At 72.2% G+C, this 24,607-nt stretch carries 19 protein-coding genes and 1 tRNA gene; 13 read left to right on the top strand and 7 right to left on the bottom strand.

Features of this window, described 5'->3' with window-relative positions; translation table 11 throughout:
* Nucleotides 1-50: 50 nt before the first annotated feature.
* From IE98_RS0101235 to IE98_RS0101200, 8 genes are all read left to right on the top strand, one after another.
* Complete coding sequence (locus IE98_RS0101235) at nucleotides 51-884, top strand: DsbA family protein (RefSeq protein WP_030262570.1); 834 nt, start codon at nucleotides 51-53, stop codon at nucleotides 882-884.
* A gap of 96 nt (nucleotides 885-980) precedes the next feature.
* Nucleotides 981-1,913, top strand: a complete 933-nt coding sequence (gene lgt / locus IE98_RS0101230; protein ID WP_052389978.1) for a prolipoprotein diacylglyceryl transferase — start codon at nucleotides 981-983, stop codon at nucleotides 1,911-1,913.
* 209 nt (nucleotides 1,914-2,122) lie between these two features.
* Nucleotides 2,123-2,863, top strand: coding sequence for a VIT1/CCC1 transporter family protein (locus tag IE98_RS0101225; protein ID WP_030262564.1), 741 nt, complete (start codon nucleotides 2,123-2,125; stop codon nucleotides 2,861-2,863).
* A 482-nt stretch (nucleotides 2,864-3,345) separates the two neighbouring features.
* Nucleotides 3,346-7,941, top strand: a complete 4,596-nt coding sequence (gltB, locus tag IE98_RS0101220) for a glutamate synthase large subunit (protein ID WP_030262559.1) — start codon at nucleotides 3,346-3,348, stop codon at nucleotides 7,939-7,941.
* On the top strand, nucleotides 7,934-9,394 hold the full coding sequence (locus IE98_RS0101215) for a glutamate synthase subunit beta (RefSeq protein ID WP_030262556.1): 1,461 nt from the start codon (nucleotides 7,934-7,936) through the stop codon (nucleotides 9,392-9,394). The genes gltB and IE98_RS0101215 overlap by 8 nt, the downstream gene beginning before the upstream one ends.
* A gap of 263 nt (nucleotides 9,395-9,657) precedes the next feature.
* Complete coding sequence (locus tag IE98_RS0101210) at nucleotides 9,658-10,524, top strand: helix-turn-helix domain-containing protein (protein ID WP_030262552.1); 867 nt, start codon at nucleotides 9,658-9,660, stop codon at nucleotides 10,522-10,524.
* Nucleotides 10,525-10,592: 68 nt separating this feature from the next.
* Nucleotides 10,593-12,050, top strand: coding sequence for an aldehyde dehydrogenase family protein (locus tag IE98_RS0101205; RefSeq protein WP_030262550.1), 1,458 nt, complete (start codon nucleotides 10,593-10,595; stop codon nucleotides 12,048-12,050).
* A 64-nt stretch (nucleotides 12,051-12,114) separates the two neighbouring features.
* Nucleotides 12,115-12,957, top strand: a complete 843-nt coding sequence (locus tag IE98_RS0101200) for an alpha/beta fold hydrolase (RefSeq protein ID WP_030262548.1) — start codon at nucleotides 12,115-12,117, stop codon at nucleotides 12,955-12,957.
* A 10-nt stretch (nucleotides 12,958-12,967) separates the two neighbouring features.
* Here IE98_RS0101200 and IE98_RS0101195 read toward each other — a convergent pair whose 3' ends face one another.
* Together IE98_RS0101195 and IE98_RS48835 are read right to left on the bottom strand one after the other, a co-directional pair.
* Nucleotides 12,968-13,501: a GNAT family N-acetyltransferase gene (locus IE98_RS0101195; RefSeq protein ID WP_030262546.1), complete on the bottom strand. Its 534-nt coding sequence runs from the start codon at nucleotides 13,499-13,501 to the stop codon at nucleotides 12,968-12,970.
* Nucleotides 13,502-13,590: 89 nt separating this feature from the next.
* Nucleotides 13,591-14,487, bottom strand: a complete 897-nt coding sequence (locus IE98_RS48835; RefSeq protein ID WP_159400797.1) for a hypothetical protein — start codon at nucleotides 14,485-14,487, stop codon at nucleotides 13,591-13,593.
* 154 nt (nucleotides 14,488-14,641) lie between these two features.
* On the opposite strand from IE98_RS48835, the gene IE98_RS0101185 reads away from it, so the two are divergent.
* Entirely contained in the window at nucleotides 14,642-14,863 is a 222-nt protein-coding gene (locus tag IE98_RS0101185; protein ID WP_030262542.1) for a DUF6296 family protein, read from the top strand.
* Between the two features lie 99 nt (nucleotides 14,864-14,962).
* Complete coding sequence (locus IE98_RS0101180; protein WP_052389976.1) at nucleotides 14,963-16,333, top strand: aminotransferase class III-fold pyridoxal phosphate-dependent enzyme; 1,371 nt, start codon at nucleotides 14,963-14,965, stop codon at nucleotides 16,331-16,333.
* Between the two features lie 53 nt (nucleotides 16,334-16,386).
* Here the strand turns inward: IE98_RS0101180 and IE98_RS0101175 are convergent, their stop codons facing one another.
* Nucleotides 16,387-18,201 carry a bifunctional metallophosphatase/5'-nucleotidase gene (locus IE98_RS0101175; RefSeq protein ID WP_030262538.1) on the bottom strand — a complete coding sequence of 605 codons (1,815 nt, stop codon included), beginning with the start codon at nucleotides 18,199-18,201 and terminating at the stop codon, nucleotides 16,387-16,389.
* Nucleotides 18,202-18,611: 410 nt separating this feature from the next.
* Between IE98_RS0101175 and pyk the strand changes: the two genes are divergently transcribed.
* Together pyk and IE98_RS0101165 are read left to right on the top strand one after the other, a co-directional pair.
* Entirely contained in the window at nucleotides 18,612-20,039 is a 1,428-nt protein-coding gene (pyk, locus tag IE98_RS0101170) for a pyruvate kinase (protein WP_030262536.1), read from the top strand.
* Nucleotides 20,040-20,225: 186 nt separating this feature from the next.
* A complete protein-coding gene (locus tag IE98_RS0101165; RefSeq protein WP_030262534.1) occupies nucleotides 20,226-21,227 on the top strand; it encodes a hypothetical protein in 1,002 nt (333 codons plus the stop codon).
* 18 nt (nucleotides 21,228-21,245) lie between these two features.
* On the opposite strand, the gene IE98_RS0101160 is transcribed toward IE98_RS0101165, so the two are convergent.
* Both IE98_RS0101160 and IE98_RS0101155 read right to left on the bottom strand, forming a co-directional pair.
* Nucleotides 21,246-22,019: a helix-turn-helix domain-containing protein gene (locus IE98_RS0101160; protein ID WP_030262531.1), complete on the bottom strand. Its 774-nt coding sequence runs from the start codon at nucleotides 22,017-22,019 to the stop codon at nucleotides 21,246-21,248.
* Between the two features lie 110 nt (nucleotides 22,020-22,129).
* A tRNA-Leu gene (locus tag IE98_RS0101155) sits at nucleotides 22,130-22,204 on the bottom strand.
* A 96-nt stretch (nucleotides 22,205-22,300) separates the two neighbouring features.
* On the opposite strand from IE98_RS0101155, the gene IE98_RS0101150 reads away from it, so the two are divergent.
* Nucleotides 22,301-22,960 (top strand): ANTAR domain-containing response regulator, encoded by a 660-nt coding sequence (locus tag IE98_RS0101150; protein WP_030262528.1) that lies wholly within the window; start codon nucleotides 22,301-22,303, stop codon nucleotides 22,958-22,960.
* 81 nt (nucleotides 22,961-23,041) lie between these two features.
* On the opposite strand, the gene IE98_RS0101145 is transcribed toward IE98_RS0101150, so the two are convergent.
* Both IE98_RS0101145 and IE98_RS0101140 read right to left on the bottom strand, forming a co-directional pair.
* Nucleotides 23,042-23,758: an ABC transporter ATP-binding protein gene (locus tag IE98_RS0101145; protein ID WP_030262525.1), complete on the bottom strand. Its 717-nt coding sequence runs from the start codon at nucleotides 23,756-23,758 to the stop codon at nucleotides 23,042-23,044.
* Nucleotides 23,755-24,606, bottom strand: coding sequence for an ABC transporter ATP-binding protein (locus IE98_RS0101140; protein WP_052389974.1), 852 nt, complete (start codon nucleotides 24,604-24,606; stop codon nucleotides 23,755-23,757). The genes IE98_RS0101145 and IE98_RS0101140 overlap by 4 nt, the downstream gene beginning before the upstream one ends.
* Nucleotide 24,607 lies beyond the last annotated feature (1 nt).

Below are 24,607 nucleotides of genomic sequence, written 5' to 3'. Positions count from 1 at the left end.
ACACCCCGCATCCCTCCGACGACCCGGACACGGCCTTGGAAACAGCACCCATGAGCGACAAGAACCGAGAAGGAAAGCGCACGGCCCGCGAGCGGATGCTGCAGCAGCGGGCCGCCGACGAGGCCCGTGGCCGCCGCAAGAAGCAGCTGATCGTCGCCGGCGTCGCGGTCGCGGTGATCGCCGCCGCCGTGGTCACCGGCGTGATCGTGCAGAACGAGCGCTCCACGCCGGAGACGCCGACCGCCGCGCCCACCGGCACCATCGGCGACAAGAACCTCGTCATCCCCTCCGGCGCCGCCGACGCCCCCTCCGTCCTCACCGTCTACGAGGACCCGCGCTGCCCCGCCTGCGGCAGCTTCGAGCAGGCCTTCAACCAGACCGTCAACGAGCTGGAGGACGCGGGCAAGCTCTCCGTGAACTACCACATCGTGTCGTTCATCGACCGCTCGCTCGGCGGCAAGGGCTCCAAGTACGGCGCCAACGCCCTCGCCTGCGCGCAGGACGCGGGCAAGTTCCGCGCGTACCACGACGTCCTCTACAAGAACCAGCCGCCGGAGACCTCCGACACCTACGGCGACAAGGAGGCCCTGATCGACCTCGCCAAGCAGGTCCCGGGCCTGGACACCCCGGCCTTCCGGGCCTGCGTCAACGACAACACCTACGGCGACTGGGTCTCCGCCGTCCAGCAGGACTTCGACAAGTCCGGCTTCAAGTCCACGCCGACCCTGACGCTGAACGGCACCCCGATCTACCCGAAGAAGGGCGACGAGCAGATCTCCCCGGAGAACCTCGTGAAGTGGGTCGACGAGGCCAACCAGGGCAAGAAGCCCGGCACCACCGGTTCGCCCGGCGCCCAGGCCCCGAGCGCCGCGGCCACCCCCTGAGCGACCGGCCGTCCCGGCCGCCCCGTGACCGTTCGGAAGCTGTGACCCGCGCCGGTGCCGATCCGGCGGCCGGGACACGGTAGCGTCGACCCTGCCATGGATCTCGCATACATCCCGAGCCCGTCGCGGGGCGTCCTCTACCTGGGGCCGGTCCCGCTGCGCGCCTACGCGTTCTGCATCATCATCGGCGTCGTCGTCGCGGTCTGGCTCGGCAGCAAGCGCTGGGTCGCCCGGGGCGGTGCCAAGCACACGGTCGGCGACATCGCCGTCTGGGCCGTGCCCTTCGGCCTGGTCGGCGGCCGCCTGTACCACGTGATCACCGATCACCAGCTGTACTTCGGCGACGGCAAGAACCCGTGGAACGCCTTCAAGATCTGGGAGGGCGGCCTCGGCATCTGGGGGGCGATCGCGCTCGGCGCGGTCGGCGCGTGGATCGGCTGCCGCCGCCGCGGAGTCCCGCTGCCCGCCTACGCGGACGCCATCGCGCCCGGCATCGCCCTCGCCCAGGCCTGCGGCCGCTGGGGCAACTGGTTCAACCAGGAGCTGTACGGCAAGCCGACCACGCTGCCCTGGGGCCTTGAGATCCACAAGGTCGAGCCCGACGGCACCGTGATCGAGGGCGTATTCCACCCCACCTTCCTGTACGAGTCGCTCTGGTGCGTCGGCGTGGCCCTGCTGGTGATCTGGGCCGACCGCCGCTTCACCCTCGGCCACGGCCGGGCCTTCGCCCTGTACGTCGCCGCGTACACCGTCGGCCGGTTCTGGATCGAGTACCTGCGCATCGACGAGGCGCACCACATCCTGGGCCTGCGCCTCAACGACTGGACCTCGATCGTCGTCTTCGTCGCCGCCGTGGCCTACCTGGTGGTCTCCGCCCGGCTGCGCCCCGGCCGGGAGGCACCGGAGTCCATCGACCCGGCGGCCCGCGCCGAGGCCGCGGAGGAGGGCCCGTCCCAGTCCTCGGACGGCGCCCGCGGCGCCGAGCGCACCGCCGCGCCGGTCGATGCCACCCCGGAACAGCCCGTCTGACCTGGTCGAAAGCCCGCCCGACGGCCGCCCGCCACCCCGTGTGGAGGGCGGCCGCCGGCATGTTCGGACAGCCTTACTTTGCTGGAAAGTCGCAGGTCAACGGGCTACGTTCGAACCCGTAGAGCCCTGCGGGCAACCCTGCCCAGGCCCACGGCGACGGCGCCGTGCCAGGCTGCGCAGGGGGGACGTCCGACAGGGGGGCCCGACCCATGAGCACCGCCACGCACCCGACCGCCACCGACGAGCCGAAGCCGCGCATCCCGGAGGAGGGACACCACCGGGACGTGAACGGCGGCTGGCTGCGGCCCGCCGTCTTCGGCGCGATGGACGGCCTGGTCTCCAACCTCGCGCTGGTGAGCGGCGTGGTCGGCGGCGACGCCGGCCGCAGCGCCGTCATCCTCACCGGTCTGGCCGGCCTCGCCGCCGGTGCCTTCTCGATGGCGGCGGGGGAGTACACCTCGGTCGCCTCCCAACGGGAGCTGGTGGAGGCGGAGATCGAGGCCGAGCGGATCGAGCTGCGCCGCAACCCGCACGGCGAGCTCGCCGAACTCGCCCAGCTGTACGTGGCCAAGGGCGTCGAGCCGGAGCTGGCGCACGAGGTGGCCCGGCAGCTGTCCCGCGACCCCGAGCAGACCCTCGCCGTGCACGCCCGCGAGGAGCTGGGCGTCGACCCGGACGACCTGCCCTCGCCGCTGGTCGCCGCCGTCTCCTCGTTCGCCTGCTTCGCACTGGGCGCCCTGCTGCCGCTGCTGCCGTACCTGCTGGGTGCAGCCGCGCTCTGGCCGGCCCTGATCGCCTCGGCGGCGGGCCTGTTCCTGTGCGGTGCCGTGGTCGCCCGGGTGACCGCGCGCAGCTGGTGGTTCAGCGGCCTGCGGCAGCTGGCGCTGGGCGGTGCGGCCGCCGGGCTGACCTTCCTGCTCGGCCGGCTGATCGGCGGACAGCTCGGCTGACCTCGTGCGATGCCACAGCGCACCGCATGGATATGCCGAGGGGTGCGTGACGTTCCACACATGGGCCCGTGGTCCGTGCCTGTTCTACGCTCTCCGCGGCGGCTTCCGGCCCTCGATTCCATCCCGACGGTCGGTCGTACGGGATGGAATCGCAGGAGCCCTGTCCATGCGCGCATGGACAGGGCGTTTCGACTCTGTTTCACCCGCGCGACCGTTGGGCACACTGGTGGAAACACGCGCACCGTTGCGCGCTGCGCCGGGCCGGTCCTACTGATCGGTAACCACCGCTGACCTGCGGGTTATGTCCGCCATGTGGACGCTTCGTTCCACTTCGCAAGATCTCCGGCATCATGTAACCTGCACGAAAAATCGCAGAGGGCCAACGTCGTCCCTTAATGCACCAAGCCCCTCCGGCTCCCCGGCCGGACGGTGTGCTCCCAAGCCACAAGACGACGACGGGAGAGCCGATGCTGTCTGCATCCATGCACTCCGCCAACGAGCCCGCGCAGGCCAGCCGCCCGTACGCGCTCGTTCCGGATGCGCGACCTGCTGCTCAGGGCCTGTACGACCCGCGAAACGAGCACGACGCCTGCGGCGTCGGCTTCGTCGCCACGCTGACCGGCATCGCCGACCACACTGTCGTCGACCAGGCGCTGACCGTCCTGCGCAACCTGGAGCACCGCGGCGCCACCGGCGCCGAGCCGGACTCCGGTGACGGCGCGGGCATCCTGACGCAGGTCCCGGACGCCTTCCTGCGCTCCAAGGTCTCCTTCGAGCTGCCGGCCGCCGGCTCCTACGCGGTGGGCATCGCCTTCCTGCCCGACGAGGACGCCGCCGACGCCGCCGCGGTCGCGGCCGTCGAGGCCGTCGCCGCCGAGGAGGGCCTGACCGTCCTCGGCTGGCGCGACGTCCCGGTCACCCCGGACCTGCTCGGCGCCACCGCCCGCTCGGTCATGCCGCGCTTCCGCCAGCTCTTCGTGTCGCACGGCGAGAAGACCGGCATCGAGCTCGACCGGATCGCCTTCGTCGTCCGCAAGCGCTCCGAGCGCGAGGCCGGCGTCTACTTCCCGTCGCTGTCCGCCCGGACCATCGTCTACAAGGGCATGCTGACCACCGGCCAGCTGGAGCCCTTCTTCCCCGACCTGTCGGACCGGCTCTACGCCTCCGCCGTCGGCCTGGTGCACTCGCGGTTCTCGACCAACACCTTCCCGAGCTGGCCGCTCGCCCACCCGTACCGCTTCGTCGCGCACAACGGCGAGATCAACACGGTCAAGGGCAACCGGAACTGGATGACCGCCCGCGAGTCCCAGCTCGCCACCGACCTCATCCCCGCGGACGCCAACGGCCGGGGCCTTGAGCGGATCTTCCCGATCTGCACCCCGGACCACTCCGACTCGGCCTCCTTCGACGAGGTCCTGGAGCTGCTCCACCTCGGCGGCCGTTCGCTGCCGCACGCCGTGCTGATGATGATCCCGGAGGCGTGGGAGAACCACGCCACCATGGAGCCGGCCCGCCGCGCCTTCTACCAGTACCACTCCAACCTGATGGAGCCCTGGGACGGCCCGGCCTGCGTCACCTTCACCGACGGCACCCAGGTCGGCGCGGTCCTCGACCGCAACGGCCTGCGTCCCGCCCGCTACTGGATCACCGAGGACGGCCTGGTCGTCCTCTCCTCCGAGGTCGGCGTGCTCGACATCGAGCAGGAGCGGGTCGTCAAGAAGGGCCGCCTGCAGCCCGGCAAGATGTTCCTGGTCGACACGGCCGAGGGCCGCATCGTCGAGGACGAGGAGATCAAGTCCGCCCTCGCCGGGGAGCACCCCTACGAGGAGTGGGTCGCCGCCGGGCAGATCCAGCTCGCCAAGCTCCCCGAGCGCGAGCACATCGCCCACACCCACGCCTCGGTGACCCGCCGTCAGCAGACCTTCGGCTACACCGAGGAGGAGCTGCGCGTCATCCTGGCGCCGATGGCCAAGACCGGTGGCGAGGCGCTCGGCTCGATGGGCACCGACTCGCCGATCGCCGCGCTCTCCGAGAAGCCGCGCCTGCTGTTCGACTACTTCGTGCAGCTCTTCGCGCAGGTCACCAACCCGCCGCTGGACGCCATCCGCGAGGAGCTCGTCACCTCGCTGCTGAGCAACCTCGGCCCCGAGGGCAACCTGCTCGACGCGCAGCCCTCGCACTGCCGCTCCGTCGGCATCACCTTCCCGGTGATCGACAACGACGAGCTGGCCAAGCTCATCCACATCAACGCCGACGGCGACCAGCCCGGCCTGAAGGCCGTCACGCTGTCCGGCCTCTACAAGGTGTCGACCGGCGGCGCCGGCCTCGCCACCCGCCTGGCCGAGATCGCCGCCGAGGCCGACGCCGCGATCGCCGACGGCGCCCGCATCGTCGTCCTCTCCGACCGCCACTCGGACGCCGAGCACGCGCCGATCCCGTCGCTGCTGCTCACCTCCGCGATCCACCACCACCTGATCCGCACCAAGCAGCGGACCCAGGTGTCCCTGGTCGTCGAGGCCGGCGACGTCCGCGAGGTGCACCACGTCGCGCTGCTGGTCGGCTACGGCGCCGGCGCGGTCAACCCGTACCTGGCGATGGAGTCCGTCGAGGACCTGGTCGCGCAGGGCGTCTTCATCCAGGGCGTCGAGCCCGAGAAGGCCATCAAGAACCTGATCAAGGCGCTCGGCAAGGGCGTGCTGAAGGTCATGTCGAAGATGGGCATCTCCACCGTGGCCTCGTACCGCGGCGCCCAGGTCTTCGAGGCGATCGGCCTCTCGCAGGGGCTGGTGGACGGCTACTTCGCCGGCACCACCACCAAGCTCGGCGGCATCGGCCTGGACGAGATCGCCAAGGAGACCGCCGCCCGGCACGCCAAGGCGTACCCAGCCTCCGGCATCCCGGCCGCGCACCGCGCGCTGGAGATCGGCGGCGAGTACCAGTGGCGCCGCGAGGGCGAGCCGCACCTGTTCGACCCGGACACCGTCTTCCGCCTGCAGCACTCCACCCGCAACAAGCGGTACGACATCTTCAAGCAGTACACCTCCCGGGTGAACGAGCAGTCCGAGCGCCTGATGACGCTGCGCGGCCTGTTCCAGCTGGACGCCAAGGACCGCACCCCGATCTCGATCGACGAGGTCGAGCCGGTCTCCGAGATCGTCAAGCGCTTCTCCACCGGCGCCATGTCGTACGGCTCCATCTCGCGCGAGGCGCACGAGACCCTCGCCATCGCGATGAACCGCCTCGGCGGCAAGTCCAACACCGGTGAGGGCGGCGAGGACCCGGACCGCCTGTACGACCCGGAGCGCCGCTCCGCGATCAAGCAGGTCGCCTCCGGCCGGTTCGGCGTCACCAGCGAGTACCTGGTCAACGCGGACGACATCCAGATCAAGATGGCCCAGGGCGCCAAGCCCGGCGAGGGCGGCCAGCTGCCCGGCCACAAGGTCTACCCGTGGGTCGCCAGCACCCGGCACTCCACCCCGGGCGTCGGCCTGATCTCCCCGCCGCCGCACCACGACATCTACTCCATCGAGGACCTGGCTCAGCTGATCCACGACCTCAAGAACGCCAACCCCGAGGCCCGCATCCACGTGAAGCTGGTCTCCGAGGTCGGCGTCGGCACCGTCGCCGCGGGCGTCTCCAAGGCGCACGCCGACGTGGTGCTGGTCTCCGGCCACGACGGCGGCACCGGCGCCTCGCCGCTGACCTCGCTCAAGCACGCGGGCGGCCCCTGGGAGCTCGGCCTCGCCGAGACCCAGCAGACCCTGCTGCTGAACGGCCTGCGCGACCGCATCGTCGTGCAGACCGACGGCCAGCTGAAGACCGGCCGCGACGTCGTCATCGCCGCCCTGCTGGGCGCCGAGGAGTTCGGCTTCGCGACCGCCCCGCTGGTGGTCTCCGGCTGCATCATGATGCGCGTCTGCCACCTGGACACCTGCCCGGTCGGCGTCGCCACCCAGAACCCGGTGCTCCGCGACCGCTTCTCCGGCAAGCCGGAGTTCGTGGTGAACTTCTTCGAGTTCATCGCGGAGGAGGTCCGCGAGATCCTCGCCGAGCTGGGCTTCCGCTCGATCGAGGAGGCCGTCGGCCACGCCGAGCACATCGACGCCCGGGCCGCGATCGGCCACTGGAAGGCCGCCGGCCTCGACCTGGCGCCGCTGTTCCACGTGCCCGAGCTGCCCGAGGGCGCGGCCCTGCACAACACCACCGGGCAGGACCACTCGCTCGACAAGGCCCTCGACAACCAGCTCATCGAGCTGGCCGAGGACGCCCTGGAGCGCGGCGAGGCCGTCCGGATCCAGCTGCCGATCCGCAACGTCAACCGCACGGTCGGCACCATGCTCGGCAACCGGGTGACCAGGAAGTACCGCGGCGAGGGCCTGCCCGAGGGCACCATCGACGTGACCTTCACCGGCTCCGCCGGCCAGTCGTTCGGCGCCTTCGTGCCGAAGGGCGTCACCCTGCGGCTGGAGGGCGACGCCAACGACTACGTCGGCAAGGGCCTGTCCGGCGGCGTCATCGTCGTCCGCCCGGCCCGCGACGCCGCGGCCATCGGCGCCGACGCCCAGAACCACGTGATCGCCGGCAACACCATCGGCTACGGCGCCACCGGCGGCCGCGTCCACCTGCGCGGCAAGGCCGGCGAGCGCTTCGCCGTCCGCAACTCCGGTGCCACCCTGGTCGTGGAGGGCGTGGGCGACCACGGCCTGGAGTACATGACCGGCGGCCGGGTCGTGGTCCTCGGTGAGACCGGGCGCAACCTCGCGGCGGGCATGTCCGGCGGCATCGCGTTCGTCCTGGACCTCCGCCCGGCCAACGTCAACGGCGGCATGGTCGGCATCGAGGCCCCGGACGCCAAGGACCGCGACTGGCTGCGCGAGACCGTGCAGCAGCACTACGAGGAGACCGGCTCCACCGTGGCCGCCGAGCTCCTCGCCGACTGGGGCAGCGGCGTCTCCCGCTTCTCCAAGATCATGCCCACCGACTACAAGGCTGTGCTCGCCGCCAAGGATGCCGCTGAGCGCGACGGGCTCTCCGAGTCCGAGACCACTCGCAAGATGATGGAGGCGGCACATGGCTGACCCGAAGGGCTTCCTGACCACCCCGAAGCAGTTGGCCGAGCGCCGTCCCGTGGACGTCCGTCTGCGGGACTGGAACGAGGTCTACGTCGAGCGCAGCCTCCTGCCGATCATCACCAAGCAGGCCGGCCGCTGCATGGACTGCGGCATCCCGTTCTGCCACAACGGCTGCCCGCTCGGGAACCTCATCCCCGAGTGGAACGACCTGGCCTACCGGGACGACTGGACGGGCGCCATCGAGCGCCTGCACGCCACCAACAACTTCCCGGAGTTCACCGGCCGCCTCTGCCCGGCGCCCTGTGAGTCGGCGTGCGTCCTCGGCATCAACCAGGACGCGGTGACCATCAAGAACGTCGAGGTCACCATCATCGACAAGGCCTGGGACGGCGGCGGCGTCACCCCGCAGGTCCCGGAGCGCCTCTCCGGCAAGACCGTGGCCGTCGTCGGCTCCGGCCCGGCCGGCCTGGCCGCCGCCCAGCAGCTCACCCGGGCCGGCCACACCGTGGTCGTGTACGAGCGCGCCGACCGCATCGGCGGCCTGCTGCGCTACGGCATCCCCGAGTTCAAGATGGAGAAGCGGCACATCAACCGCCGCATCGAGCAGATGCGCGCGGAGGGCACCCGCTTCCGCACCGGCGTCCACGTCGGCGAGGACATCACCGGCCAGCAGCTGCGCGAGCGCTTCGACGCGGTCGTCGTCGCGGCCGGCGCCACCACCGCCCGCGACCTGCCCGTCCCGGGCCGGGAGCTGGCCGGCATCCACCAGGCCATGGAGTACCTGCCGCTCGCCAACAAGGTGCAGGAGGGCGACTACGTCGACTCCCCGATCAGCGCCAAGGGCAAGCACGTGGTCGTCATCGGCGGCGGCGACACCGGCGCGGACTGCGTCGGCACCGCCCACCGCCAGGGCGCGGCCTCGGTCACCCAGCTGGAGATCATGCCCCGCCCCGGCGAGGAGCGCCCCGGCAACCAGCCCTGGCCGACCATGCCGATGACCTACAAGGTCACCTCCGCGCACGAGGAGGGCGGCGAGCGGATCTACTCCGTCTCCACCACCCACTTCAGCGGCGACGAGGACGGCAACGTCCAGCAGCTCCACCTCGTCGAGGTCGAGTTCAAGGACGGCAAGTTCGAGCAGGTGCCCGGCAGCGAGCGCGCCATCCCGGCCCAGCTCGTCACCCTGGCCATGGGCTTCACCGGCACGGACGTCAAGAACGGCCTGGTCGAGCAGCTCGGCGTCGAGCTGGACGCCCGCGGCAACGTCGCCCGTGACGGCAAGTTCGCCACCAACGTCGAGGGCGTGTACGTTTGCGGTGACGCGGGCCGTGGCCAGTCGCTCATCGTCTGGGCGATCGCCGAGGGCCGCTCCGCCGCAGCCGCGGTGGACAAGTTCCTGGGCGGCAAGACCCCGCTGCCCGCCCCGATCCGCCCGACGGACCGCCCCCTGGTGGTCTGACACCCCGCACTACCGGAGACAACTCCGGCTGCAGTAACACCGCGACCCGCCAGAGCCGCCGGGACCCTGCGGTTGCAGCGCCTGCCCACTCCCCGACCAGTTGGGGGCAGGCGCTGCCTGCTGTCCAGCCTGTGCCGGCCCCCGCCCGGCGGCTTTCCTGGCAATCGGCTGGGAGCGGCGCGGCGCGCCCTTCCGGCTGTCGGACCCGGGTGGCAGACTGCGCCCGACGGGCAACTGCCCCACCGGACACGGAGGTCGGCGCGATGAGCATGCTCCACACGGGCGGCGGGGTGACCGCGCACCGGCTGCTGCTGGGCTCCCAGCTGCGGCGGCTGCGCGAGGCACGCGGCGTCACCCGCGAGGAGGCCGGCTACTCGATCCGCGCGTCCGAGTCGAAGATCAGCCGGATGGAGCTCGGCCGGGTCGGCTTCAAGGAGCGCGACGTCGCCGACCTGCTCACCCTCTACGGCGTCGACCGCGGCGAGGAGCGCACCGCCCTGCTCGGCCTGGTCGCCGAGGCCAACGCCGTCTCCTGGTGGCACGGTTACGAGGACGTCGTCCCGACCTGGTTCCAGACCTACCTCGGCCTGGAGGAGGCCGCCGCCTCGATCGCCAGCTACGAGATCCAGTTCGTCCCCGGGCTGCTGCAGACCGAGGAGTACGCCCGCGCCGTCGTCCTGCTCGGCCGGCACCACGCCACCGCGCAGGAGGTCGACCGCCGGGTCGCCGTCCGGATGCGCCGCCAGCAACTGCTCGCCGGCGGCCGAACCCCCGCCCTGCACGCCGTCGTCGACGAGGCCGCGCTGCGCCGCCCCTGCGGGGGGCCCGAGGTGATGCGCGGTCAGCTGCAGCACCTCATCGAGGCCGCCGCCCGCCCCGAGGTCACCCTGCAGGTCGTGCCGCTCGGCGCCGACCTGCCCGGCGCCGAGGCCGGCGCGTTCTCCGTCCTCGGCTTCGCCGAGTCCGAACTGCCCGACGTCGTCTACCTGGAGCAGTTCACCAGCGCCCTCTACCTGGACCGGCCGGCCGAGGTCGCCGAGTACGCCGCCGCGCTGCGCCGGCTCGGCGAGGCCAGCCTGTCGCCCGAGCGTTCGCTCGCCCTTCTCCGTTCCGTTCTCCAGGACATCTGATCGTCGGTCAGTAGGATGAGGTTCCGTCAAATCCGGTCGCGAGGGCGGACCTCACCGAAAGGCAGCGGATGTCTCACTTCACGGAACTGTCGCAGCAGTACATCGACGGCCAGTGGCGCCCCGGCAGCGGCTCGTGGGACATCGTCGACATCAACCCCTACGACGGCGAGAAGCTCGCCGCCATCACCGTCGCCACCGCCGACGAGGTCGACCGGGCGTACCGGGCCGCGCAGCGCGCCCAGCGCACCTGGGCCGCCACCAACCCCTACACCCGCCGCCTCGTCTTCGAACGCGCCCTGCGCCTCATCGAGGACCGCGAGCAGGAGATCACCGACACGATCATCGCCGAGCTCGGCGGCACCCGTCTCAAGGCCGCCTTCGAGATATCCCTCTCCAAGGACATGCTCCGCGAGTGCATGCAGCTCTCGCTGCGCGCCGAGGGCCGGATCCTGCCCTCCCCGGTCGACGGCAAGGAGAACCGCCTCTACCGCCTGCCGGTCGGCGTCGTCGGCGTCATCAGCCCGTTCAACTTCCCGCTGTTCCTCTCCCTCAAGGCCGTCGCCCCCGCCCTCGCCCTCGGCAACGGCGTCGTCCTCAAGCCCCACCAGGACGCCCCGATCACCGGCGGCACCCTGATCGCCAAGCTCTTCGAGGACGCCGGCCTGCCCGCCGGCCTGCTCAACGTCGTCCTCACCGACATCGCCGAGATCGGCGACGCCTTCATCGAGCACCCCGTCCCCAAGGTCATCGCCTTCACCGGCTCCGACTCCGTCGGCCGGCACGTCGCCACCGTCGCCGCCTCCCACTTCAAGCGGACCGTCCTCGAACTCGGCGGCAACAGCGCCCTCGTCGTCCTCGACGACGCCGACCTCGACTACGCCGTCGACGCCGCCGTGTTCAGCCGCTTCGCCCACCAGGGCCAGGTCTGCATGGCCGCCAACCGCGTCCTCGTCGACCGGTCCGTCCTCGACGAGTTCACCGCGAAGTTCGTCGCCAAGATCCGCACCCTCACCGTCGGCGACCCCCGGGACCCGGCCACCGACATCGGCCCGCTCATCAACTCCGCCCAGGCCGACGCCATCACCGCCCAGGTCGACGAGGCCGTCGCCGGCGGTGCGGAGGTCCTGCTCCGCGGGGCCACCGTCGGCACCCTGATGGACCCGGTCGTCCTCGCCGGTGTCCCGCACGACGCCCCCGTGCTGCGCCGTGAGATCTTCGGCCCGGTCGTCGTCGTGGTGCCCTTCGACGGCGACGACGAGGCCGTCGAGATCGCCAACGACACCCCGTTCGGCCTCAGCGGCGCCGTCCACACCGGCGACATCGAGCGCGGCGTCCGCTTCGCGCAGCGGATCGACACCGGCATGATCCACATCAACGACGGGACCATCGCCGACGAGCCGATCGTCCCCTTCGGCGGCGAGAAGAACTCCGGCGTCGGCCGCCTCAACGGCGACGCCACCGTGGAGGCCTTCACCACCGTCAAGTGGATCTCCATCCAGCACGGCCGCAGCCGCTTCCCGTTCTGACGATCCCGTCCGGCGCACCACCGGCCGGGGCCCGTTGTCGGCCCCGGCCGGTAGCTTCCGCACCATGACGGACCATCAGCTCGAACTTCCCGACGGCCGCACCCTCCGCCACTACGACACCGGGCCCGCCGACGCCCCGCTCACCGTCGTCTGGCACCACGGCACCCCCAACCTCGGCACACCGCCCGCACCCCTGCTGCCCGCCGCCGCCCGGCTCGGCATCCGCTTCGTCTCCTACGACCGCCCCGGCTACGGCGGCTCCACACCCCTCCCCGGCCGGGACGTCGCCTCCGCGGCCGCCGACACCGCCGCCCTCGCCGACGCCCTCGGCATCGAACGCTTCGCCGTCCTCGGCCACTCCGGCGGCGGGCCGCACGCCCTCGCCTGCGCCGCCCTGCTGCCCGACCGCGTCCTCGCCGCCGCCTCCGTCGCCGGACTCGCCCCGCACGGCGCAGACGGCCTCGACTGGTACACCGGAATGACCGCCTCCGGGGTCGCCTCGCTGCGGGCCGCGGCTGCGGGCCGCACCGCCAAGGAACGCCACCAGCAGGACCACGGCGCCGACTACGACTGCGAGTTCACCCCCGGCGACCTCGACGCCCTGCACGGCGTCTGGTCCTGGTTCGACACCGTCGTCGGCCCCGCCGTCGCCGCCGGCCCCGCCGCACTGATCGACGACGACCTCGCCTACACCGCCCCCTGGGGCTTCGACCCCGGGCGGATCCGCACGCCCGTCCTGCTGCTGCACGGCGAACGCGACCGCATCGTCCCCGCCGCCCACAGCCGCTGGCTCGCGGCCCGCATCCCCACCGCCGAGCTGTGGACCCGCCCCGACGACGGCCACATCTCCGTCCTCACCGCCGCCGAGGACGCCCTCGCCCGGCTCGCCGCCTGCGCAGGCCGGTAAGGGCAGCACCTCAGGGGCGCGTGGGGACACCTGGGCGGTTGCCCGCCGTGAGGAGGAATTCGTCCAGTTCGGTGCCGTACCAGCGGGTGGTGCGGCCCAGAGGAGCCTTGCCGAGGCGCCGGCAGACCGCGGCCGACGGATCGTTGCCCGGACGGACGACGGCCCGGATCTCCGGCAGACCGTCCGCGAAGCCCTTCGCCACCGCGGCCCGCGCGGCCTCGGTGGCGAAGCCGTTCCCCCAGCAGTCCGGGTGGAAGTGCCACCCCACCTCGACCTCGCCGTCCCCGTCCGGCAGCGGCACCAGCAGCACCGACCCGGCCACCACCCCGGTGTCCGCCCGCTCGACCGCCCACACGCCGAACCGCGGGTCCGCCGACCGCCCCCGGAAACGCTCCACCAGGGCCAGCGCCTCCGCCTCGTCCGCCAGCACCCGCGGCTGCGCCCCCAGCCACCGGGCCACCTCCCACCGCCCGTACAGGTCCAGGGCGCGCGCCGCGTCCCCCGGCTCCCACAACCGCAGCACCAGCCGCTCGGTACGCCACACGCAGCACCACCGTCCCTTCTCGCGAAACCCCGATCCTGCCCCCGCACACCCACCGCGGCCAGCACCCCGGCGACGGCCGCCACCGGCCGCTACCGGCCGCCCCCGGCCCCCGTCGGCACCTGCGGGGCGCCCGTGGCCAGGTCCAGCACCACCCGGCCGTCCAGCGGGGCCGCCAGCGCGAACCGCTCCGGCGACAGGTGCAGCGCCGCGTCGCAGGCCGTCCCCGGCTGCGCCGTCGACCGCACCCGGGCGATCAGCACCACCGCCGCGCCCGTCTCGTACGCCTCGGTGCGCTCCACCCGCTCGCAGCCGCCGTGCGCCACGTCCGCCGTCACCGTCCGCCCGTCCGCGGACACCGAGGAGAACGACGCCGGCCGCGCCCCCGGCACCTCCTTCGCCGGCCCCGTCGGCGGCTGCTGCGCCTCCACCGCCGGGTAGGTGAACGGCTCGGCGTACCCCGCGACGCGGAACCGCCACACCGGGATCTCCGCCCGCCCGCGGCTGGTCGACACCTCCCGTGTGCCCGGCTCCGCACCCGTCACCGTCAGCGGCTGCCCGCAGATGCCGTTGCACGCCGGCCTGCCCTCCGTCAGTGACCGGAACACCGCGTCCGCCGACCGCAGCGGCAGCGTCAGCTGCGCACCGTCCGCCCACCGCACCTGCGCCAGCCCCGAGAAGGTCCGCGGCAGCCCGCCCGCCAGCACCAGCCGCCCCGCCTGGTACGCGTCCTTCTCCCCGCCGCTGTGGAACGCGTCCGGCGGCAGCCACTCCGCCGGCACGCCCACCGGGTAGTAGCCCGACCGCCAGACCCTCTCCTGCGCCGACCCCGGCCACGCCGCCGCCACCTCGGCGGCCCGCTGCCGCGCGGGCCCGTCCGCCGTCGCGCCGACCCGCTCCGGGCCGCCGCCCGCCACCGTGCTGCCGCAGCCCGCCAGCGCCCAAACCACCGGCAACGCCGTCAGCGCCGCCACCACACCCCTGCGCATCCGAGTGACCCCCTGCCGGTACGAACCAACCCAACGGCAGTGGGACGCAGCACCCCGCCCGCGGGTTCCGCCGCCGCCCCCGGGGCGCGCGGACCGCCGCGCGGCGCGACACTGGTGAGCGGTCCCGCACCCGCGCGGCCCGAGGAGGTGCCCCATGACCGAGTACGAGCTGTCCTTCCCGCACCCCGGCCAGGACACCGACGACATCGTCGTGGTGCACCCCACCGGCACCCTCGGCCCCGGCGGCCACCCGGTGTACACCGACGACAGCGGCATCGTCCGCGCCGAGATCAGCGACCACGACGAGGTCCGGATGCTCGCCACCGGCGGGCGGCAGGAACTCACCCCGCCGTCCACCGTCCACCGCCGCGCCTGACCCGAACCCTTACGGCCCCGGCCCGCCGGGCCCGCGAAGGCCGGTCCGGCGGGCACCGGGGCCGCGCGCACCGCGGCCGCGCGCACCGAGGGGACGCCGATGGACCCCGCAACCCCCGCCCTCGACGCCGGGCAGCGCCGCGCCCTCACGGTGATCCGCGAGCGCGAGGACGCCGCCTTCCGGGCGCGCGTGCCCGGCTCGCTGGCCCTGACCGCCCGGGCCCGCAGCCGGATGCCCGGCGGCGTGCCCATGCAGTGGATGGCCGGCTTCTACCGGACCCCGGTGCTGTGGCTCGCCCACGGCCGCGGACCGACCTTCACCGACGTCGACGGCAACGACTACCTCGACTTCAACGTCGGCGACATGTCGACCGTCCTCGGCTACGCGCACCCCCGGCTCACCGAGACCCTCGCCGCGCAGGCCGACCGCGGCGTCCAACTGTTCCTGCCCACCGAGTCCGCGCTCGCCGTCTGTGAGCAACTGCGGCTGCGCTTCGGCCTCCCGCAGTGGCAGTTCAGCCTCTCCGCCTCGAACGCCAACACCGAGGCACTGCGGATCGCCCGTGCGGCGACCGGCCGGCAGGGCGTGCTGCTGTTCGCCGGCAAGTACCACGGCCAACTGCAGGAGACGCTGTGGACCGACGACGGCACCGGACTGGTGCCGGAGTGCACCGGCCTGGCCGCACCGCCGGACCTCGACGTCGTCGACTTCAACGACCTCGCCGCCGCCGAACGGGTCCTGGGCCGCCGCGGATGCGCGGCGGTGCTGATCGAGGGCGTGCTCACCAACTGCGGCACCGTCCTGCCCGAACCCGGCTTCCTGCCCGGGCTGCGCGAGGCCTGCAACCGCCACGGCACGCTGCTGGTGACGGACGAGACCCACACCCAGTTCGACCACTACGGCGGCGCCGTCACCCACTACGGCATCGCCCCCGACATGGTCACCGGCGGCAAGGGCATCAGCGGCGGCATCCCGATCGGTGCCCTCGGCATGACCGACGGCCTCGCCGACCTGGTCGCCGCCCAGCTCGCCGACGAACTCGGCGACACCGTCGGGCTCGCCCTCGGCGGCACGCTGTTCGCCAACGCGCTCTCGCTCGCCTGCGCCGAGGTCGTCCTCACCGAACTGATGACCCCGGCCGAGCACCAGCGGATCGCCCGGCTCGGCGAACGCCTCGCCGACGGCATCGAGGCCGCCGCCCGCAGCCGCGGACTGCCCTGGCGCGCCCACCGCTTCGGCGCCCGCTCCGGCTACTGCCTGCAACCCGAGCTGCCCCGCAACGCCCGCGAGGCGCACGCCGGCCTCGACCCGCTGTTCACCGACGCGCGGCGGGTCTACTTCGCCAACCGCGGCGTCTGGGACGCCATCGGCTCCTCCGGCCCGCACGCCGGATTCGCCCACGACACCGCCGACATCGACACCTACCTCGGCGTCCTCGACGCCTTCCTCGGCGAGATGTGCGCGGCCTGAGGCCGGCAGCGCACGGGGGCACGGAACCCCGCGCCCCCGTGCGCCGACCCGGCCTAGAACAACGGCACGCCCGCGCGGACCAGGCGCCAGGACACCGCACCGAAGTCCGCCGGGTCGATGACGCCCTTGGCCTTCACCCAGGCGATCATCGTGTTGCGGATCTCGTCCGAGTTCGACCAGACCTGCTTCGCCGCCGCCACGTGCGGGAAGTTGCCGCCGCCGCCCGCACGGTAGTTGTTCACCGCCAGCACGAACTGCGCCGCCGGGTCGATCGGCGCCCCGTCGAACGACAGACCGACGATCCGCGACCCCACCGGCTGCGCCACGTCGATGTCGTACGAGACGCCGTACACCGAGTCGTAGTTGTAGTCCGGGGTGGAACCGGCGTTGGTCAGCGTGCCCAGGTCCACCGGCGCACCCGGCGCCAGCTGCGCGAAGTACCGCGCCGAGAACTCCAGGTAGTCCTTGATCTGCGCACCGGTCAGGATGCGCGCCTCCAGGGTGTTCTCGTAGATGTACAGCCCCGCCGCGTCGCGCAGCCGCACGTCACCCGCCGGGATCACCGCGGTGCGGTTGAACGGCGCCGCCTGCGCCAGCACCGGCAGCTTCGCGTACTCGGTCGACGCCAGCGCCGCCCTCACCGTGTCGGCCTGCACCCGGCCGATCAGGTCGATGATCGGCACGTCCTTGAACGGCGCCTCGGCGATGGACAGTTCGGTCTTGCAGGTGCCGATCACCTGGTTGACGTACGCCACCACCTTCTTGTGCTGGCCCGCGATCAGCTTCACGATCGCCGGGTCCTCCGGCACCGTGTTGGAGTTCAGCACCCGCGAGCTCACCGAGGTGACCTGCCAGGAGCCGTGCGAGAACTCCACCTCGAAGTCGAAGCAGGTCAGCCGCTGGCCCCAGCACAGCGGCTCGGACAGCACCACGTTCCGGCCGGTCTGCTTGTTCACCACCAGCCGCTGCGGGATCTCCTTGTGCGCGTGGCCGACCAGCACCGCGTCGACCCCGGGCACCTCCTCGGCGAGCTGCGCCGACACGTTCTCGCCCCAGGGCAGCTGGTCGCCGTACGAGGTGGCGCCGTCCGCACCCGAGTGCGAGGAGACCACCACGACGTCCGCGCCGGCCGCGCGCATCCGCGGCACGTACTTCTTCGCCGCCTCGACGATCCCCGGGAAGACCATCTTGCCGGAGACGTTCGCCTTGTCCCAGATCGCGATGCCCGGGTTGGTCAGGCCGAGGATGCCGACCCGCAGCGGGCGGCCGTGCCCGAGGTGCATCTCCTTGATGACGTACGGCTCGAAGGCGGGCCGCTCGTTCTTGGCGTACAGCGCGTTGGCACCGAGCAGCGGGAAGTCCAGCTGCTCCTCGTAGGCGCGCAGCAGCGGGATGCCGTAGTTGAACTCGTGGTTGCCGAGGGCGGCGGCGTCGTAGCCGATGGCGTTCATCGCGGCGGCCATCGGGTGGCGCGGCGGGCGCTTGGCGGTGATCGGCTCGATGCGGGCGTAGTAGTAGGCGAGCTGGGTGCCCTGGATGGTGTCGCCGGAGTCGATGAGCAGGGTGCGGTGGCAGCCCCTCTCCTCGCGGACCTGCTTCACCAGGGTGGAGATCTTGGCGAGGCCGACGTCGTTGTGCGCCTTGTCGTCGTACTCGGCGTCGGTGAAGTAGTCCCAGTTGAGCACCCGGCCGTGCAGGTCGGTGGTGCCCATCACGGTGAAGCCCTGCTTCTGCGGGGCCTTCCGGGCGTCCGCGCCCTGGGCCGCGGCGGCCGGGGCGGCCGCGACGACCGGCAGGCCGCCGGCCAGGGCGGCGCCGGCCGCGGTGGCGGCCGAGCGCGAGACGAACTCACGGCGGTTCAGGGGCATGGACGACTCCAGCGTGGGGCGGTGACGGACGGTCGGCGGCGGTCCTGCCGATCGGTGGTGACGCGCGTAGAGAAACGCGCGTAGAAGTCTGCCGCCAAAACGCCCGCTGCGACAGCCCCCGGACGTGGCGGACAGGTGAGATGTCGGTGACCCCGACATGGCGCCGACCGGTCCGGCCGTGGACCGACACACCGTCAACCCGCCGGCTCGCACGTCACCCTGTCGGCCGCCGCCCCGGCCGTCCCGGGTTTCGCCGCAGGTCGGCCGCGACCGCTTCGGACGCCAATTCGATCTCACAGCGCCAAAGCTCACGTTGTGTCAGTTTGTTAATCAAAACTTTCTGCAACAGCCGCAAGGCGGCCCGCCGGAACACCGTTGTTACGCCTCGGTAATCCCTAGGCTCTACAGGCATGCGCCGAGCAAAAATCGTCTGCACACTCGGGCCCGCCGCCGACTCGTACGACCAGATCAAGGCCCTGGTCGAGGCCGGCATGGACATCGCCCGGTTCAACCTCAGCCACGGCTCCCTCCTCGAACACGAGGAGCGCTACCACCGGGTCCGCAAGGCGGCCGACGAGAGCGGCCGCAGCGTCGGCGTCCTCGTCGACCTCCAAGGCCCGAAGATCCGGCTCGGCACCTTCGCCGACGGACCCGTACTTCTTGAACGCGGCGACGAGTTCACCATCACCGTCGAGGACGTCCCCGGCACCCGCGACCTCTGCAGCACCACCTACGCGGGCCTCGCCGAGGACGTCCTGCCCGGCGAGCACGTCCTCGTCGACGACGGCCGGGTGTGCCTCCAGGTCACCGCCGTCGACGGCCCCCGCATCCGCACCACCGTGCTGGAGGGCGGCCTCGTCTCCGACCACAAGGGGCTCAACCTCCCCGGCATCTCCGTCTCCGTGCCCGCGCTGAGCGACAAGGACGTCGACGACCTGCGCTGGGCACTCCGCACCGGGGCCGACGTCGTCGCCCTCTCCTTCGTCCGCAGCGGCAGGGACGTCGAGGACGTCCACCGCGTCATGGACGAGGAGGGCCGCCGGATCCCCGTCATCGCCAAGATCGAGAAGCCGCAGGCCGTCGCCGCCCTGGACGCCATCGTCGACGCCTTCGACGGCATCATGGTCGCCCGCGGCGACCTCGGCGTCGAAATGCCCCTGGAGCAGGTGCCCGTCGTCCAGAAGCGCGCCGTCAAGCTCGCCAAGCGGAACGCCAAGCCGGTCATCGTCGCCACCCAGATGCTCGACTCGATGATCCACGCCTCCCGGCCGACCCGCGCCGAGGCCTCCGACGTCGCCAACGCCGTCCTCGACGGCACCGACGCCGTCATGCTCTCCGGCGAGACCTCCGTCGGGAAGTACCCCGTCGAGACCGTCCGCACCATGGGCCGCATCATCGAGGCCGCCGAGGAGGACGTCCTCGCCGCCGGCCTCCCCCCGCTCACCGACCGCAACAAGCCCCGCACCCAGGGCGGCGCCGTCGCCCGCGCCGCCGCCGAGATCGGCGACTTCCTGCACGCCAAGTACCTCATCGCCTTCACCCAGAGCGGCGACACCGCCCGCCGCCTCACCCGCTACCGCTCGCCCATCCCCGTCCTCGCCTTCACCTACGAACCCGCCGTCCGCAGCCAACTCGCCCTCACCTGGGGCGTGGAGACCTTCCTCGGCCCGTTCGTCCCCACCACCGACGAGATGGTCGCCCAGGTCGACGCCCAACTCATCGGCCTCGGCCGCTGCCAGAAGGGCGACATCGTCGTCATCACCGCCGGCTCGCCCCCCGGCCTCGCCGGATCCACCAATCTCGTCCGCGTCCACCACGTCGGCGAACTCGACAACTGAGACGGCCCGTTCACCCGCGGCCCCCGCCCCGGTGGGGGCCGCACCGTCACACCACCGCTGCGAACAACCCGACGGCGCACCGGAACCGTCCCCATCCCGTGACAGCCCGCCTCACGCCCGTCCGCCGCGGGTACGTTCCCCCCGACCGGCCCGGCAGCAGGGCCGCCCGAAGGGGGTACACCGACCATGAGCAGCAGCGCCAGACCCCGCACCGCGAGCCCCCGCATTGCAAGAGCCAATGCCCTCGCCACCGCCACCCTCCTCCTCGCCGCCGGCCTCGCCACCGCGTGCACGCCCGACGGCGGCAACAGCCCCGCTGCACCACCCGCCAAGGCCACCGCCACCGTGACCGGCGCGACCGGTACGACCGCCGCCGGTCACACCGCGGCCCCCGCCGCCGGCACCACCACCATCGGCCGCACCCTCTACGCGGGCGGCCTGCGCTTCGACGTCAAGACCGCCGCCACCACCCCCGCCACCGACACCACCGGCGGCAAGCTCGTCCTCACCACCACCGTCACCAACACCTTCCGCACCACCCCCGTCAACGACTGGCCCACCATCTCCGTCGACGTCAACGGCACCCCCCTCAGTGGCGACCACGGCACCGCCGTCCCGCCCACCCCCGGCGCGAGCAACACCCTCCCGATCACCTTCACCACCCCCGCCGGCTTCACCCTCGACGGAGCCTCCCTCGTGCTCGGCGACCCCGGCCAGAACCAGGCGGTCCTCCCGCTCGGCACCGGCGGCCGCGCCGCCGCCGACCTCAAGCCCCTCGACCTCGCCCTCCCCGCCGCCCACACCGTCACCGGCGGCCGCCTCGCCCTCTCCCTCAAGAGCGCCCAACTGCGCGCCGACACCGCCAACTCCCCGCTCAAGCTCGGTGAGCGCGCCCTCTACCTCACCTACGACATGACCGGCACCGTCGGCCCCGCCGGCATGGCCGTCAGCGGCGACAGCCTCCGCCTGCGGCTGCCCGGCGGCCAGGAGGTCGGCCCCAGCAGCGCCCCGATCGAGGCCATCTACCCGGACCGGCCGACCCGGCAGAACCAGGCCGCCTGGTTCGTCTTCAGCGGCGCCACCGACGGCGACTACACCCTCACCGTCACCGACCCGGACCACAACGGAACCCCCGCCACCGCGGTCTTCCACGTCACCGGCGTCACCGCCGCCGGCCCCGTCGGCTGACCCGCCCGCACCCGGGGGTCACCACTTCGGGCCGACGTGCGCGTCCAGCAGCGCCACCGAGGCCCGCCGCGCCACCGAGACATCGAGGTGGCCGGTGCGCCGCTCCCGGACTTGCCATTCGACGCCGAGCGAGTCCAGGGAGTCGGTGAACAGGCGGACGATGTCGCGCGAGCCGTTGGTGAAGAAGTACCGCGGGTACTCGTGCCGTTGGACCGTCCCGCCGGTGCGGCGGGTCGCGGTGTTGACGGTGCGGCAGCCGTCGGAGTGGATCAGGCCGCGGACGAAGGGCCAGGGGTGCGCCGACACCACGGGCCGCTGCCAGTCGGCCAGCCGGACGGGGCGCAGGTGCTTCGGCCCGGGGCCGTGCTGCGGGAAGAGGCAGGGCCAGTGCTTGGAGGTGGAGACCACGCTGGTGCACCCCGGCGCCGCGACCCGCAGCACCGCGCTGGTCGGCATGACGGCGCGGACGGCCCGGGCGCACTCCTCGACGAGCCCGGGCCAGGCGTTGCCGCAGGCGATCCGCAGCGCGTGCACGCCGCGGCGGCCCTCGCTGAGGCAGCCGTCGCCCAGGTAGAGGCCGAGCAGGTAGCCGTAGTCGGCGGCCGGCAGACCGGGAGCGAGGGTGCCCGTCCGCAGCGGGCACTCGGCGGTGGTGCCCGGGGCCGGTTCGATGCGCCGCGTCCAGGCCCGCAGGGCGGAGCGGGAGATGCCGGTGGCCCGGCTGGTCTCGCTGAGGGTCAGCCCCGAACGGTGGAGGGCGAGTGCGTGCCGACGGGTGGCCGTGTCGTACATGTGGCCGATCGTCCGCCGTCCGGTGGGCGGTTCGGCCGGGCGGCCGCGGATCTCACTCGAATCGGTGAAGATCGGATGGCCCGGTCGCGACCTTGGAATTGAAGGAAAAGTGCCCCGAGTGGGATTCGAACCCACACTGTATGGTGTTTGAGACCATCGCCTGCTGCCGATTGGGCTATCGGGGCCTACGGTTTGAAGGCGAAGCGCTCACCCTCGTGTCACCAACATACCGTGTCTGGGTAGGCTCGTGCATGCAGCACCCCGCCGGAACAAGGAGCCCCGTGAGCACCGCCGACGAGCAGCCCCAGCCGCTTGAGATCGACTCGCCCCAGATCACCCGAATCGTCATCGCCGAGGACGAGGCGCTGATCCGCCTGGATCTCAAGGAGATGCTGGAGGAGGAGGGATACACCGTCGTCGGTGAGGCCGGGGACGGCGAGACGGCGGTGAAGCTGGTCGAGGAGCTGAAGCCGGACCTGGTGATCCTGGACGTGAAGATGCCCGTCCTGGACGGCCTGTCGGCGGCCGAGCGGATCCACGAGCAGCACCTCGCCCCGGTGCTGATGCTGACGGCGTTCTCGCAGCGCGAGCTCGTCGACCGCGCCCGCGACGCCGGTGCGATGGCGTACATCGTGAAGCCGTTCAGCAAGAGCGACCTGGTGCCGGCGATCGAGATGGCGGTCTCGCGCTACACCGAGATGCGCACGCTGGAGGAGGAGATCGCGGACCTCTCGCAGCGGCTGGAGACCCGCAAGCTGGTGGACCGGGCGAAGAGCGTGCTGCAGACGAAGTTCGGGCTGACCGAGCCGGCGGCGTTCCGCTGGATCCAGAAGACCTCGATGGACCGCCGGATGACCATGGCCGCCGTGGCGCAGGCCGTGATCGAGGAGGGCGAGGCGCAGGACCGCAAGAAGGCCGACGCGGGCAAGGACGAGGGCTGACGGGGCGGACACAGCCCCGTACCGGGAACGCCGGGAGGCCCGGCCGCGCGTGCGGCCGGGCCTCCTGTTGCGTGCGCCGGGTCAGTCCTCGCCGAGGTAGGCCTTGCGGACGGACTCGTCGTGGAGCAGGTCCGCGCCGGTGCCGGTGAGCACGATGCGGCCGGTCTCCATGACGTAGCCCCGGTCGGAGAGCGAGAGCGCGGCCTGGGCGTTCTGCTCGACGAGCAGGATGGTGGTGCCGGAGGCCTTGAGCTCGACGATCGTCGCCATGATCTTCTGCATCATCAGCGGGGAGAGGCCCATGGAGGGCTCGTCCAGCATGAGCAGCTTGGGACGGGACATCAGGGCGCGGCCCATGGCGAGCATCTGCTGCTCGCCGCCGGAGAGGGTGCCCGCGGCCTGCTTGCGGCGCTCGCCGAGGATCGGGAAGAGCGCGTACGCGCGCTCCACGTCCTCGGTGATGCCGGTGGAGTCCTTGCGCAGGAAGGCGCCGAGGAGGAGGTTCTCCTCGATGCTCATGCGCGGGAAGATGTGCCGGCCCTCGGGGGAGTGGGCCAGGCCCAGCGACACGATCTTGTGGGCGGGGACGGTGGAGAGCGCCTGCCCGTCGAAGGTGACCTTCCCCTGGGTGGGCTTCAGCAGCCCGGAGAGGGTGCGCAGGGTGGTGGTCTTGCCGGCGCCGTTGGTGCCGATGAGCGTGGTGACCTCGCCCTGCTTGACGGAGAAGCTGATCCCCTTGACGGCTTCGATCTTGCCGTAGGAGACGCGGAGGTCCTCGACCTCGAGAAGAGCTGTCACTGGTCTGCCTCCGTGCTTGCTGCCGCGTCGGTGGCGCCCTCCAGGGGCGCACCGAGGTACGCGGTGATGACGCGCTCGTCGTTCTGGACGGTCTCCTTGTCGCCCTCGACGATCTTCTGGCCCTGGACGAGTACGGCGGTGCGGTCGCACAGGTTGAAGATGAACCGCATGTCGTGCTCGATGACGAGGATGGAGATGCCCTTGTCGCGGATCGCGAACACGAGCTCCTCGGCGGCGCGGGTCTCCTGCGGGTTCATGCCGGCGGTGGGCTCGTCGAGCAGCAGCAGGCCGGGCTCGCTGGCCATGGCGCGGGCGATCTCGAGCTTGCGCTGCTCGCCGTAGGGGAGGTTGCGCGAGAGGTGGTCGGCCTTGTGGTCGAGGCCGATGAACTCCAGGAGTTCCATGGCCTTCTCGCGGCCCTCCGCCTCGGCCTTCTTGTAGCCGGGGCCGCGCAGCAGGGCGGAGAGCAGGCCCTCCTTGGTGCGGGTGTGGCGGCCGACGAGGACGTTCTCCAGGACGGTCATGTTGGCGAAGAGCCGGATGTTCTGGAAGGTCCGGGCGATGCCGGCGGAGGTGACGAGGTGGGGCTTGGGCGGCAGGACGGTGCCCTGGTACCGGACGGTGCCCTCGGTGGGGACGTACAGGCCGGTGAGGCAGTTGAAGAAGGTCGTCTTGCCGGCGCCGTTGGGGCCGATCAGGCCGACGATCTCGCCCTTGTTGACGGTGAGGTCGACGTTGTTGACGGCGGTGAGGCCGCCGAAGCGCATGACGACGCCGCTGGCTTCGAGCAGGGGGGTGGCGGCCGCGGTGCCCTCGGGGCGGGGGGCCGGGACGGTCTGGGTGGTCATG

The sequence above is a fragment of the Streptomyces sp. NRRL B-24484 genome, assembly GCF_000717715.1.
GTDB lineage: Bacteria > Actinomycetota > Actinomycetes > Streptomycetales > Streptomycetaceae > Kitasatospora.
This window is presented reverse-complemented; position numbering and strand designations above follow the sequence as displayed.